Origin of the sequence: Micromonospora sp. CNB394 (genome assembly GCF_000374985.1) — a bacterium.
Lineage (GTDB): Bacteria > Actinomycetota > Actinomycetes > Mycobacteriales > Micromonosporaceae > Micromonospora > Micromonospora marina.
Genome location: NZ_KB895854.1, coordinates 34,548 through 47,254, shown reverse-complemented (window position 1 = coordinate 47,254; position 12,707 = coordinate 34,548). Strand labels below are relative to the sequence as shown.

12 protein-coding genes are annotated in these 12,707 nt (G+C 73.1%); 10 read left to right on the top strand and 2 right to left on the bottom strand.

Annotated elements, in window-relative coordinates; all coding sequences use genetic code 11:
- Nucleotides 1-366: 366 nt before the first annotated feature.
- The 4 genes from fabG to C569_RS0124395 all read left to right on the top strand — a co-directional run bounded on the left by fabG (nt 367) and on the right by C569_RS0124395 (nt 3,893).
- The gene (gene fabG, locus C569_RS0124410; protein WP_018788366.1) at nt 367-1,122 is read left to right on the top strand and encodes a 3-oxoacyl-ACP reductase FabG; all 756 of its coding nucleotides are present in this window, start codon (nt 367-369) and stop codon (nt 1,120-1,122) included.
- Nucleotides 1,123-1,145: 23 nt separating this feature from the next.
- Nucleotides 1,146-1,913 carry an enoyl-ACP reductase FabI gene (gene fabI, locus C569_RS0124405; protein WP_018788365.1) on the top strand — a complete coding sequence of 256 codons (768 nt, stop codon included), beginning with the start codon at nt 1,146-1,148 and terminating at the stop codon, nt 1,911-1,913.
- 135 nt (nt 1,914-2,048) lie between these two features.
- Nucleotides 2,049-3,080: a ferrochelatase gene (locus C569_RS0124400; protein WP_018788364.1), complete on the top strand. Its 1,032-nt coding sequence runs from the start codon at nt 2,049-2,051 to the stop codon at nt 3,078-3,080.
- Nucleotides 3,081-3,113: 33 nt separating this feature from the next.
- A complete protein-coding gene (locus C569_RS0124395; RefSeq protein ID WP_018788363.1) occupies nt 3,114-3,893 on the top strand; it encodes an HAD-IIA family hydrolase in 780 nt (259 codons plus the stop codon).
- Between the two features lie 21 nt (nt 3,894-3,914).
- On the opposite strand, the gene C569_RS0124390 is transcribed toward C569_RS0124395, so the two are convergent.
- The gene (locus C569_RS0124390; protein WP_018788362.1) at nt 3,915-4,709 is read right to left on the bottom strand and encodes a hypothetical protein; all 795 of its coding nucleotides are present in this window, start codon (nt 4,707-4,709) and stop codon (nt 3,915-3,917) included.
- A 161-nt stretch (nt 4,710-4,870) separates the two neighbouring features.
- Here C569_RS0124390 and C569_RS0124385 point away from each other — a divergent pair, with 161 nt between their 5' ends.
- A complete protein-coding gene (locus C569_RS0124385) occupies nt 4,871-5,683 on the top strand; it encodes a DUF3097 domain-containing protein (RefSeq protein WP_036346812.1) in 813 nt (270 codons plus the stop codon).
- Nucleotides 5,684-5,782: 99 nt separating this feature from the next.
- Here C569_RS0124385 and C569_RS0124380 read toward each other — a convergent pair whose 3' ends face one another.
- A complete protein-coding gene (locus C569_RS0124380; RefSeq protein ID WP_018788360.1) occupies nt 5,783-7,093 on the bottom strand; it encodes a serine hydrolase in 1,311 nt (436 codons plus the stop codon).
- A gap of 98 nt (nt 7,094-7,191) precedes the next feature.
- Between C569_RS0124380 and C569_RS0124375 the strand changes: the two genes are divergently transcribed.
- The 5 genes from C569_RS0124375 (at nt 7,192) to C569_RS0124355 (ending at nt 12,704) form a co-directional block, all read left to right on the top strand.
- Nucleotides 7,192-7,665, top strand: coding sequence for an NfeD family protein (locus tag C569_RS0124375; RefSeq protein WP_018788359.1), 474 nt, complete (start codon nt 7,192-7,194; stop codon nt 7,663-7,665).
- A gap of 5 nt (nt 7,666-7,670) precedes the next feature.
- Entirely contained in the window at nt 7,671-8,777 is a 1,107-nt protein-coding gene (locus tag C569_RS0124370; RefSeq protein ID WP_018788358.1) for an SPFH domain-containing protein, read from the top strand.
- A 129-nt stretch (nt 8,778-8,906) separates the two neighbouring features.
- Nucleotides 8,907-9,710, top strand: a complete 804-nt coding sequence (locus C569_RS0124365; RefSeq protein ID WP_018788357.1) for a hypothetical protein — start codon at nt 8,907-8,909, stop codon at nt 9,708-9,710.
- Between the two features lie 91 nt (nt 9,711-9,801).
- On the top strand, nt 9,802-11,994 hold the full coding sequence (locus tag C569_RS0124360) for a transglycosylase domain-containing protein (RefSeq protein WP_018788356.1): 2,193 nt from the start codon (nt 9,802-9,804) through the stop codon (nt 11,992-11,994).
- 149 nt (nt 11,995-12,143) lie between these two features.
- Nucleotides 12,144-12,704, top strand: coding sequence for a dihydrofolate reductase family protein (locus C569_RS0124355; protein ID WP_018788355.1), 561 nt, complete (start codon nt 12,144-12,146; stop codon nt 12,702-12,704).
- The last annotated feature ends 3 nt before the right edge of the window (nt 12,705-12,707 follow it).

Below are 12,707 nucleotides of genomic sequence, written 5' to 3'. Positions count from 1 at the left end.
CGCCGCGCGGCAGGCCACGCCCGGCGTGTCAGCCGGAGAGCGGATGCGGTGCGGAGGGCGGGAAGCGGGTCAGCCGCGTCGACCGAGCGGTGGCTCAGCGGGGCTGACGGTGGGCCCGGCCACGACTGGGAGGATCGCTATCTCGCACAGCGATCACCTCCTGCGGTCGGCGGAGCCCGGAGCGGGCACGGAGCGGCCCGCAGACGCGATGATCGTACACCCGGGGGGTGTGCGTGTCGCACGCGCGGCTGCCGGTCCCGCGGAGCCCGGCCGCGGTGGCGCTGTGACCTGCGCGGGTTAGCGCTTACCTGTCGGTAACCCCTAGGCTCCGAGCGACCGAGAGATCACTGGAGCAGAGGGGGATCCGTGGCCCGAACCGTGCTGGTGACCGGCGGGAACCGGGGGATCGGCCTGGCCATCGCGCAGGCGTTCGCCAAGCAGGGCGACCGGGTGGCCGTCACGTACCGCAGTGGCGGAGTCCCCGGTGCCGGCGCAGCCGAGCCGGGGTTCGGCGCAGGCGGAGCCGACCGTCAGAACGGCCTGTTCGGGGTGCGGTGCGACGTTACCGACGCCGAGTCGGTCGATGCCGCGTTCACCGCCATCGAGGCCGAGCTCGGCCCGGTGGAGGTGCTGGTCGCCAACGCCGGGATCACCGACGACACGCTGATCATGCGGATGTCCGAGGAGCAGTTCGCCCGCGTTCTCGACACCAACCTGACCGGTTCGTTCCGGGTCGCCAAGCGGGCCTCGACGAAGATGCTCCGCGGCCGCTGGGGTCGGATGATCTTCATTTCCTCGGTGGTCGGTCTGGCCGGCGGCGCGGGTCAGGTCAACTACGCCGCCAGCAAGGCCGGTCTGGTCGGCGTGGCCCGCTCGATCACCCGCGAGCTGGGCACCCGCAACATCACCGCGAACGTGGTGGCGCCCGGCTTCATCGACACCGACATGACCGCGGGCCTGTCCGAGGAGCGCAAGGCGGAGATCCGCAAGTCGATCCCGGCCGGCCGGATGGCCACCCCGGACGAGGTCGCGGGCGTCGTCACCTGGCTCGCCTCGGACGCGGCCGGATACGTCACCGGCGCCGTCATCCCGGTCGACGGCGGCCTCGGCATGGGTCACTGAGCAGAGCACGGAGGAGACACGCAATGTCCGGACTTCTCGCCGGTAAGCGGCTGCTGGTCACCGGCGTCATCACCGACGCGTCGATCGCCTTCTCGGTGGCGAAGCTCGCCCAGGAGAACGGCGCGCAGGTCGTGCTCACCGGCTTCGGTCGGCTCTCCCTGGTGGAGCGGATCGCCAAGCGGCTGCCCGAGCCGGCACCCGTGATCGAGTTGGACGTCACGAACGAGGAGCACCTGGCCGGGCTGGCCGACAAGGTACGCGAGCACGTCGACGGCCTGGACGGTGTCGTGCACTCGATCGGGTTCGCCCCGCAGAGCTGCCTCGGCGGCGGTTTCCTCGACGCCCCCTGGGCGGACGTGGCGACCGCGCTCCAGGTCTCCACCTACTCGTACAAGTCCCTCGCCATGGCGGCGCTGCCGCTGATGTCCGCCGGCGGTGCCGTGGTGGGTCTCACGTTCGACGCCACCAAGGCGTGGCCGGTCTACGACTGGATGGGCGTGGCCAAGGCCGGGCTGGAGTCCGCCTCCCGCTACCTGGCGCTGCACCTGGGCGAGCAGGGCATCCGCAGCAACCTCGTCGCGGCCGGCCCGCTGCGGACCATCGCGGCCAAGTCCATCCCCGGCTTCGAGCAGTTCGAGACCGCCTGGACCGAGCGGGCCCCGCTGGGCTGGAACCTGACCGACTCCGAGCCCGCCGCCCGGGCCTGCCTGGCGCTGCTGTCCGACTGGTTCCCGGCCACCACCGGCGAGATCGTCCACGTCGACGGCGGCTACCACGCCATCGGCGCCTGAGATGTAAGGAAGGGCCCCTTCTTAACGCCTCGTGCAGCGGAAGGGGCCCTTGTTAACACGCCGCGGCCAGGGGGTCACCGCGCCGACCAGGGGGGCGTCGCCACGCCGTGACGGCGGGCGAGGAACAATGGCCCCATGGCGTACGACGCGTTGGTGCTGGTCTCCTTCGGTGGCCCGGAACGGCCCGAGGACGTTCTCCCGTTCCTGCAGAACGTGACCCGGGGGCGGGGGGTGCCCCCGGAGCGGCTGGCCGAGGTCGCCGAGCACTACATGCACTTCGGCGGGGTGTCGCCGATCAACCAGCAGTGCCGCGACCTGCTCGCGGCGATCCGCGAGGACTTCGCCGCCAACGGTGTCGACCTGCCGGTTTACTGGGGCAACCGCAACTGGGATCCGATGCTCGCCGACACCGTCGCGCGGATGCGCGACGACGGGATCACCCGGGCGCTGGCTTTCGTCACCAGCGCGTACGGTGGCTACTCGTCCTGCCGCCAGTACCAGGAGGACATCGCCTCGGCCCGCGCCGCGGTCGGCCCGGACGCCCCGCTGATCGAGAAGCTGCGCCAGTTCTGGGACCACCCCGGCTTCATCGAGCCGCACGCCGACGCGGTCCGTGCCGCGCTGGCCCAGCTCGACCCGGCGAAGCGGGACAGCACCCGGCTGGTCTTCACCGCGCACTCGGTGCCGATGTCGGCGGCCGCCACCGCCGGCCCGCACGGCGGCCGCTACACCGCCCAGATGGAGGAGGCCGCCCGGCTGGTGCACGCCGCGGCCGCGCCCGACCTGGCGTACGACCTGGTGTGGCAGAGCCGGTCCGGGCCGCCGCAGGTGCCGTGGCTGGAGCCGGACGTCAACGACCACCTGGCCACCCTGCCCGAGCAGGGCGTCACCAGCGTGGTGGTCAGCCCGATCGGCTTCGTCTCCGACCACCTGGAGGTGGTGTGGGACCTGGACACCGAGGCGCTGGAGACGGCCAAGCAGCTCGGCCTGGACTTCGTCCGCGCCGGCACACCCGGGGTCGACCCGCGGTTCGTGGCGATGGTCCGCGAGCTGGTCGCAGAGCGCACCGCCCCGGACGGCGAGCGGCTGCGCCGCCGGCTCGGCGAGCTGCCGGCCTGGGACACCTGCCCGGCGGTGTGCTGCGTGCCCCCGGCCCGCCGGCCCTGAGCCCGACCCGACGACACCCCTGGGGACGACACGATGCTTGACCGCAAGCCGGTGCAGAGCTGGCTCACCGACATGGACGGCGTGCTGGTGCACGAGGGTCAGCCGGTGCCCGGCGCCCCGGAGTTCGTCAAGAAGCTGCGCGCCTCCGGCAAGCCGTTCCTGGTGCTGACGAACAACTCCATCTACACCCCGCGCGACCTCCAGGCCCGGCTGGCCCGGATGGGGCTGGACGTGCCGGAGGAGGCGATCTGGTCCTCGGCGCTGGCGACCGCCCAGTTCCTGGCCGACCAGCGGCCGGGCGGGACCGCGTACGTCATCGGTGAGGCCGGCCTGACCACGGCGCTGCACGCGGTGGGGTACGTGCTCAGCGACTTCGCCCCGGACTACGTGGTGCTGGGGGAGACGCGGACCTACAGCTTCGAGGCGATCACCAAGGCGATCCGGCTGATCAACGACGGCGCCCGGTTCATCTGCACCAACCCGGACGCCACCGGCCCGTCGATGGAGGGCGCGTTGCCGGCGGCCGGTTCGGTGGCGGCGATGATCTCGAAGGCGACCGGTGTCGACCCGTACTTCGTCGGCAAGCCCAACCCGATGATGATGCGCTCGGCGCTGAACACCATCGACGCGCACTCCGAGTCGACCGCGATGATCGGCGACCGGATGGACACCGACATCCTGTGCGGTTTGGAGGCCGGGCCGGAGACGATCCTCGTGCTCACCGGGATCAGCAGCCGGACCGAGGCGGAGCGGTACCCGTACCGTCCGTCGCGGATCGTCGACTCGGTGGCCGACCTGATCGATGAGGTCTGAGCCGGGGCGCTGCCGGGCCCGCTAGAGTCGCAGCGGCGCGTTGCAGGCGGCCACCAGGGCCTGCCGACACGCGGTGGTGAGCGGGCGCAGCGCCGCGTCCCGCTGCTGCGCCTCGTAGGTGTTCACCGCGCCGCCCGGCGCGCTCTCCCCGGCCAGCGCGAGCACCCGGTCCAGCACCGCGGCGCGGGCGAACAGGCGGCGGGCCCGTGGATCGAAGCCGGGCGGCAGGTCGGTGGCGCCGTCCGGGCGGCGCAGCGCGGCGAGCGCACCGGCCAGCTCCGGCCGCCACTGCGCGACGTCCAGCCGGGTCAGCGTCGCGGTGGTCTCGGCCAGCACGGCGGCGAGTTCGGCCTCGGCCTCCGCCGCACCCGGCGTGGCCAGTGACGCCTTCGGCGCGTCCGCCGGCAGCGGATGGACCCGCCAGAGCACGGTCTCCCAGGTCATCCCGGAACCGGAGGTGTGGGTACGGACCTCGGGCACCAGCCCCATCCCGCTCGCCACCACCGCCTCGCCCGCCACCAGCGCCGCCCCGGCGAACGCGCCCGGACCGGGCAGGCCGCGCGGGTCGCCGGGCGCCGGGAGGACCAGGCGGATGTCGTCGGGTGAGTGCCTGGCGAGGCTGGGCAGCGCCTCCCGCAGCGACACGTCGGTCCAGGTGCCGGGGGCGTCGGCGACGAGGTGCTCCTCGTCGCCGGCGACGGCGTCGGCCACCTCGTCGAACGGCACGAGACCGGCTCGCCAGGCACGCACCCAGGCGACGAACCGGCTCGACCGGCGCGGAGCCAGCGTGGCCGCGCCCGTTGCGGGGGAGGACATGCGGAAAGGGTACGTGCTCCGCGCCGCTGCTGTCTCGGCTGCCGCTCCGGCGGCGCGACCTGGCCCCAACTACCCCCTTCGCACCGGTTCGTGCCGACGGATGACGGCCCGGTCGGCGCGTCGCCGGGCGACACGCCGGGGCGCTGGTTAGCGTCAGCGGCATGGCGAGGCGATACGACGGGGACGTGCTGACCGGCGACTGGCGACGACGGAAGGTGACCCCCGAGGTCGACGCCGAACCCGACCTGGTGGTCGAAGACGCCGACTCCGGGTTCTGCGGCGCCGTGGTCGGCTTCGACTCCGGCGCGGTCGTGCTGGAGGACCGGCACGGGCGGCGACGCAACTTCCCGCTGCTGCCCGCCGCGTTCCTGCTCGACGGCCAGCCGGTCACGCTGCGGCGGCCGGCCCGCGCCCCGGTGCCCGCCGCGCGCCGCCGTACCGCGTCCGGCTCGATCGCTGTGGACGGCGTACGGGCGCAGGTCGCCAAGGCCAGCCGGATCTGGGTCGAAGGCGTGCACGACGCCGCGCTGGTCGAGCGGATCTGGGGCGACGACCTGCGCATCGAGGGCGTGGTGGTGGAACCGCTGGACGGTATCGACGCGCTCGCCGACGAGGTTCGCGCGTTCGCGCCCGGCCCGGGTCGCCGGCTCGGCGTGCTCGTCGACCATCTCGTGCCCGGTTCGAAGGAGAGCCGCATCGTGGCCCGGGTCACCTCGCCGCACGTGCTGGTCACCGGGCACCCGTACGTCGACGTGTGGCAGGCGGTACGCCCGGCGGCGCTCGGGATCGCGGCGTGGCCTGTGGTGCCTCCCGGGCAGCCCTGGAAGGAGGGCGTCTGCGCGGCGCTGGGGGTGGCCGAGCCGGCCGACATGTGGCGGCGCATCCTGTCCCGGGTGGACAGCTTCGCCGACGTGGAGACGCCGCTGATCAACGCGATGGAGCGGCTGATCGATTTCGTCACCGAGCCGGTCTGACTGGTTGGGCCGCGGTAGTGGTCGCCCCCGGCCCCGCCGTGCGCCGGCTCCGCCCACCCTGCCCGCCCCGAGGCTTCCTTCGGGGCGGGGCGAAGGGGGTCAGGAGGTCTGGTCGGGGGAGCGGGTCAGGACGAAGGTGGCCATGTCGAGGGCTGCCGGGGTGCCGGAGCCGTCGCGGATCACCGTCAGGATCTCGCCGTCCTGGGAGCCGGAGCGGCCCCGCCACCGGTCCGGTCCCTCGGGAGTGAACCGGAGCAACGGCTTGCCCGCCAGGCCGCCGACCAGGTCACCGGAGGCGTCGACGCGGAACTCGTACTCGCCGCCCATCCACCACCAGCGGCCGGTCAGCGCGGCCACGTCGGCGGCGGGCGGGTCGGCCGGGCGCCAGGGTGCGGGCGCGGCCGGTTCGGCGTCCAGCACCAGCGTGAGCGCCTCCCGCCCGAGCGCGCCGATGTGGTGGCCGCGCAGCCCGTACGAGTTGGCGAAGGTGACCACGGCGGTGCGGGTGGGCCGGTGCACGGCCAGGCCGGCGACGTACCCCGGCATGGAGCCGCCGTGGCCGGCGTACACCCGGTCGCCGACCCGGTAGAGTTCGATGCCGAGGCCGTGCCCGCCGGTCCACGAGTCCAGGTCGTTGATCACCATGGGCGCGCACATCTCGGTGAGCGTGGCGGGGGAGAGCAGCGCCGGGTCCGGGTCGGCCAGGAACGCCGCCCAGCGGCCCAGGTCCTCGACGGTCGACCAGAGCTGCCCGGCCGGTGCCATCGCGCCGGTGTCGGTACGCGGCTCCTCCCGCAGCGTCTCGTCCCAGGGGTGCACGACGTAGCCGCGGGCGTACGGCTGGGCCGGGTGGTACGTGGTGCGGCGCATGCCCAGCGGCGTCAGCAGCCGCTCGGTCAGCAGGTCCGCCCACGGGGTGCCGGTGGTCCGTTCCAGCACGGCGCCGAGCAGCCCGTACGCCAGGTTCGAGTAGTGGTAGACGAAGTGCGGCGGGTGGGCGATCTTGTCCGGGGTCAGCCCGGCCAGCAGCGTGGCCAGGTCCGTGCCCTCGGCGCGCTCCCACCAGTCGCCGTCCGGCTCGCGTTGCAGGCCGCTGACGTGGCCGAGTAGCTGGCGCACGGTGACCGCGCCGACCGGGGTGCCGGGCAGGTGGGCGTCCAACGGGTCGTCGAGCGCCAGCCGGCCGGCGTCGCGCTGCTGCATCACCAGCACCGCGGTCATGGTCTTGGTGATCGAGCCGACCCGGTACTGGAGGTCGCCGTCCGGGCGGGGCGTCTCCCCGGCGACCGCCAGGTGCGCCGGCCGGGCGTCGCGGACCACGCCGAGGGCGAGCGAGGGACCGCGCCCTTCGGCCTGGGCCCGGGCGACCAGCAGGTCCACCTGACGCGCGGTCTCGGGCAGCAGGGGCATGTCGTCCTCCTCGTCGGCGGGCGGCGCGGTACGCCGTGCCGAGCCTAGCGATCATGACAGTTCGATGACAGTTGCGCCGACGTGTCAGGATTGTTCTCGTGGACGCCGTGTTCTGGATCGTTCTGGGTGTGGTATTGGCGGTCGCCGAGATCTTCACGACGACGCTTTTCCTGATCATGTTCGGGGTCGGGGCGTTCGCCGCCGCCGGCGCCGCCGCGCTCGGTGCGCCGGTGGCGCTCCAGGCGGTGGTCTTCGCGGTGGTGTCGGCGCTGTCGGTGGCGGTGGTCCGTCCGGTGGTCCGGCGGCACGCCCGGCCGTCGCTGGAGACCGGTGAGCAGCCGTTCGGGGTCGAGGCGCTGGAGGGGGCCACGGCTGTGGTCCTGGAGCCGGTCGACGCCGACCGGGGCATGGTCAAAATCGGTGGTGAGCTGTGGACGGCCCGCTCGTACGACGTGACGCGCACGTACGCCGAGGGTGAGCACGTGCAGGTGATCAAGGTCCGGGGCGCTACCGCCCTGGTGTGGCAGGACGACATTTCCACCCCGGGCGAGCTGCCCGAAGCGAAAAGGTGAACGGTATGGAGTTTCTGGCGATCCTGATGATCGCGGTGGCGTTGATCGCTGTGGTGACGCTGTTCAAGGCGGTGCGGATCGTGCCGCAGCAGCGTCAGGACGTGGTGGAGCGGCTGGGACGGTACAAGCGCACCCTGAACCCGGGCCTCAACCTGCTGGTGCCGTTCGTCGACGCGGTGCGCACCAAGGTCGACATGCGCGAGCAGGTGGTCAGCTTCCCGCCCCAGCCGGTGATCACCTCGGACAACCTGGTCGTCTCGATCGACACGGTCCTCTACTTCAAGGTGGTCGACTCGGTTCGCGCCACCTACGAGATCTCCAACTTCCTCCAGGCCATCGAGCAGCTCACCGTCACCACGCTGCGTAACGTGATCGGCTCGCTCGACCTGGAGCGCGCGCTGACCAGCCGCGAGGAGATCAACCGGCACCTGTCCGGCGTGCTGGACGAGACCACCGGCCGCTGGGGCATCAAGGTGACCCGGGTCGAGATCAAGGCGATCGAGCCGCCGCCGAGCATCCGCGACTCGATGGAGAAGCAGATGCGCGCCGAGCGGGACCGTCGTGCCGCGATCCTCAACGCCGAGGGGCACAAGCAGTCGCAGATCCTCACCGCCGAGGGCGAGAAGCAGGCCGCCGTGCTGCGCGCCGACGGTGACCGGCAGGCCCGGATCCTCCAGGCGGAGGGCCAGGCCAAGGCGATCCGTACCGTCTTCGACGCGATCCACACCGCCAACCCGAGCCAGAAGGTGCTGGCCTACCAGTACCTCCAGGCGCTGCCGCAGATCGCCAACGGCTCGGCCAACAAGGTCTGGATCGTCCCGACCGAGCTGACCAAGGCCCTGGAGGGCATGGGTGGCGCGCTGGGCGGGCTGGCCAACATGGCCGGCGACCAGCCGTCGCCGGAGGCGTCCAAGAGCGCCGGCGAGGTCGAGCGGGAGGCCGCCGAGGCCGCCCAGGCCGCGGCCACCGCGGCCCGGGAGATCCACGACGAGGTACGCGTGGCGGAGGCGCAGGCCACCGGCGGGAACAACCCGAAGGGGCTGCCCGCGCCGGAGCCGGTGTCACCGGCCAGCCTGGTGAACGACCCGGCGGACCAGCGCGAGCGGGGCTGACCGGCAAATCCGAGAATCCCTCATACGGCGCTCCGGCGCCTGCCACCATCGGTCTTGAGGACGGGTGGTGAGCAGGGCCGGAGCGCCGTTGCGCGTCCCGGGCCGCCCGCGGCGCGAACGAGGTGAGGCATGAAGGACTCGGCGAACCGGCTGTTCTCCCGTACCCCGGTCCCCGGCGCGCACGACCCCGCCGGGCCGATCGGATCCCGGCGTGCCGGCGGGGGTTTCGGGGTCCTGCCGTTCGTCTCCGAACCCGGCCGGGGAGCGCCCGCGACCGACGCCACCTGGGCCTGGTCGATCCGCCGGTTCGCCCGCGCGGCGGTCTGGCTGCTTCCGGCGTACGCGGTCCTCTACGGCGTGGTGGCGATGGCCAGCGACGGCGGGGTGGGCAACGACCCGTACCCGGCCGACGGCCGGCCGCTCTACCTGGTCGGCTGGGTCGCCTCGGTGTGGCTCGGCCTGCTCGCCCTGCTCGCCCTCACCGGCCTGCTCGCCGCCACCCGCTGCCGCCGCGTCGCGCTGGCCGGGCTGCTCGCGAGCATCGGCGGGATGGTGCTGATGCTGCCGTTCGCCGGGCTGGCCGAGCAGACGCCGGTGTTCGGCGTGACCGCCCGCGGCATCGTGCTGTTCGGCGCCACCCTCTACAGCGCGGGCTGGTTCCTGACCGGCTGGTCGGTCGCCCGGTCCGGCATGTTCTCCTACGGCGACGGGACGATGCTGATGATCGCCGCCCCACTGCTCGGCCTCGGGGGCGCGCTGATCGGCTCGCTGCAGACGTTCGGCGCGCTCTTCGTGCTGGTCGCCGGCATCGGCATCGGCTACCGCAGTGGCCGCCTGGTGCCCGAGACGATCGCCCGGGACGCGGCCGCCGCCAGCGTCGCCGCCGCACCCCTGCCGCCCGCGTCACCGAAGGGCCCACTCGGGGCCGGCTGACCGTTTCCTCAGCTGGGCGGTTGCCGTGAAGTAACTGACAGTTGCCTGACGAGGTGGCCGTCAGGCGGCTTCAGTGGCAATCCTTGCGTCCATGCCGTCTCCCAGGTCGCCGCTGTCGCGGCTGTTCACCGTGCTGCTGGCCGGCCTGCTCGCCGGGCTCGTCCTCGCGCTCGCCGCGCTTCCCGGCGGCCTGCTCGGCGGGTTCGCCGCCCGGGCCGCGCTCGGCGCGTACGCGGACCTGCCCGACGCGCTGCGCACCCCGGTGCAGCCGCAGCGCTCCTACCTCTACGCCAACGACGGCAAGACGCTGATCACCACGTTCTACGACGTGAACCGCACCGACGTGTCGCTGGACGAGATCGCCCCGGTGATGCGGCAGGCGATCATCGCGGCCGAGGACCGGCGGTTCTACTCGCACGGCGGCACGGACCTGCGCGGCATCGCCCGCGCGCTGGTGGCGAACGTCAAGGGAGGCGGCACCGAGCAGGGCGGCTCCACGCTGACCATGCAGTACGTCCGCAACGTGCTCAAGACCGACCCGAACCGCACCCCCGAGGAGCGGCAGGCCGCCACCGAGCAGACCGTCGGGCGCAAGCTCCAGGAGATCCGGTACGCGAACGCGCTGGAGCAGTCGCTGTCCAAGGACGAGATCCTCAACCGCTACCTCAACATCGCGTACTTCGGCTCCGGCGCGTACGGCGTCGCCGCCGCGAGCCAGCGCTACTTCGGCAAGGCCCCGGCGGACCTGACGCTGGGCGAGGCGGCGCTGCTCGCCGGTCTGGTCCAGTCGCCCGACGCGTACAGCCCGATCGACGGCGACAAGGACCAGGCGCTGGCCCGGCGCGGGTACGTGCTCGACGCGATGGCCGAGACCGGCGCGATCACCGCGCAACAGGCCGCCGCGGCGAAGGCCGAGGCGCTCACGCTGCGCCCGACCGCCCAGCCCAACGGCTGCACCGCCACCGCCCGGGACCACGACGGCTGGGGCTTCTTCTGTGACTACCTGCGCCGCTGGTGGCTCACCCAGCCGGCCTTCGGCAGCACGCCCGAGGAGCGGGAGCAGGCGCTGCGCCGGGGCGGCTACCGGGTCGTCACCACGCTCGATCCGAAGATCCAGCAGACCGCGCAGGAGCAGGCCACCGAGGTCTACGGGTACGGCAACAAGCGGGCGTTGCCGATCGCGGCGGTCGAGCCCGGCACCGGCCGGGTGCTCGCCATGGCGGTGAACCGGCACTACAGCCTCGACGACAACCCGGACGGGCAGGCCAACCACCCGAACACGGTCAACCCGCTGATCTCCGGCGGCGCCAGCGTCGACGGCTACCAGGCCGGCTCGACGTTCAAGATGTTCACCATGCTGGCCGCGCTGGAGGCCGGCAAGCCGCTGGCCACCGGCTTCGACGCCCCCAGCCGGCTGCCCACCCGGTACGCCTCGGACGACGAGGGCAACTGCGGCGGCACGTGGTGCCCGGCGAACGCCAACCCGCAGTGGATGGACGGCTACCGGATGATGTGGGACGGCTTCGGCCGCTCCGTCAACACGTACTTCGTCTGGCTGGCCGAGCAGGTCGGCGAGGACAAGGTGGTGGAGATGGCCCAGCGTCTCGGCATCACCTTCCGGGCCGACTCCGACGCCGCGTTCGCCCGCGACGACGCCGCGAACTGGGGCGCGTTCACGCTCGGCGTGGCCGCCACGACCCCGCTGGACCTGGCGAACGCGTACGCGACGGTGGCAGCCGAGGGCACGTACTGCACGCCGCTGCCGGTGGTCTCGGTGACCGCGCCCGACGGCGACGCCGTCGACGTGGCGCAGCCGTCCTGCAAGCGGGTGCTCGAACCGGACGTGGCCCGCGCCGCCACCGACGCGGCCCGGTGCCCGGTCGGCCAGCAGTCGGCGTTCGGGCAGTGCAACGGCGGCACCGCCACCGCCGTCGACTCGATCGTCGGCCGTCCGGTGGCCGGCAAGACCGGCAGCTCGGAGCGCAACGCCACCGAGACGTTCGTCGGGTACACCCCGCAGATCGCGGTCGCCGGCATCGCCGCCAACCCGGACGACGTCACCGACCTGGTCGGCTCCGCCGTGCAGGCGAAAGTGATCGACGCGGTGGCCCGGACCATCAAGACGGCGCTCACCGGCGAGCCGGTGGCCGAGTTCACCGCGCCGAGCCGGGCGCTGGTCGGCGACCCGCAGCGCCCGCAGCCGCCCCGCCGGACCGAGCCGGAGCAGCGCGAGGAGAGCGAGCTGCCCTCCGACGTGCTCCGCTGGCTGCGCGGGCGCGGTTAAGGAAGGGCCCCTTCTTAACGCCTCAGGTAGAGGAAGGGCCCCTTCTTAACGCCGCACCCGGACAACGAACTGTCGGATCCGGGACGGCGGCTCCGACCCAGCGGTGAGCGCGTCCGGCCGGGACGCGCCGCGATGCGGAGGAGCAGCGCATGGGCACTGTCGTCTACGGGGTGCACACGTCGGTCGACGGTTTCATCGAGGGGCCGAACGGCGAGTTCGACTGGCCGGAGATGGGGGAGGAGCTGTCCGCGTACTCGATCGGCCTGGCCGAGCGGGCCGACGCCTTCGTCTACGGACGGCGGGTGTGGGAGCTGATGTCCTCGTACTGGCCGCAGGCCGAGTCGATCTCCGACCATCCGCACGACCTGGCGTTCGCGCCGATCTGGCGGCGTACCCCGAAGGTCGTGGTGTCCCGCACGCTCGCCGAGGCCTCCCACGGCGCCCTGGTGGTCGGCGGCGGCGACCTGGCGAAGGAGTTCGCCGGGATCCGCGAGCGGTTCCCCGGCGGCCTGCTGGTCACCGGCGGCACCGGCGCGGCGACGGCGCTGGCCGCGCTCGGGCTCGTCGACACCTACGAGGTGATCGTGCACCCGGTGGTGCTCGGCGGCGGCCGGCAGGTGCTGCCCGACCTGGCCCGGCAGCAGCTGCGGCTGGTCGAGACGCGCACGTTCGACGGACGGTCGGTGCTGCTGCGGTACGCGCGGGCCTGACGC

Bases quoted from the DNA above. Each gene is read 5' to 3' on its own strand.
- fabI (WP_018788365.1), top strand. From the start codon at position 1,146: ATGTCCGGACTTCTCGCCGGTAAGCGGCTGCTGGTCACCGGCGTCATC.
- C569_RS0124400 (WP_018788364.1), top strand. From the start codon at position 2,049: ATGGCGTACGACGCGTTGGTGCTGGTCTCCTTCGGTGGCCCGGAACGG.
- C569_RS0124395 (WP_018788363.1), top strand. From the start codon at position 3,114: ATGCTTGACCGCAAGCCGGTGCAGAGCTGGCTCACCGACATGGACGGC.
- C569_RS0124390 (WP_018788362.1), bottom strand. From the start codon at position 4,709: ATGTCCTCCCCCGCAACGGGCGCGGCCACGCTGGCTCCGCGCCGGTCG.
- C569_RS0124385 (WP_036346812.1), top strand. From the start codon at position 4,871: ATGGCGAGGCGATACGACGGGGACGTGCTGACCGGCGACTGGCGACGA.
- C569_RS0124380 (WP_018788360.1), bottom strand. From the start codon at position 7,093: ATGCCCCTGCTGCCCGAGACCGCGCGTCAGGTGGACCTGCTGGTCGCC.
- C569_RS0124370 (WP_018788358.1), top strand. From the start codon at position 7,671: ATGGAGTTTCTGGCGATCCTGATGATCGCGGTGGCGTTGATCGCTGTG.
- C569_RS0124365 (WP_018788357.1), top strand. From the start codon at position 8,907: ATGAAGGACTCGGCGAACCGGCTGTTCTCCCGTACCCCGGTCCCCGGC.
- C569_RS0124360 (WP_018788356.1), top strand. From the start codon at position 9,802: ATGCCGTCTCCCAGGTCGCCGCTGTCGCGGCTGTTCACCGTGCTGCTG.
- C569_RS0124355 (WP_018788355.1), top strand. From the start codon at position 12,144: ATGGGCACTGTCGTCTACGGGGTGCACACGTCGGTCGACGGTTTCATC.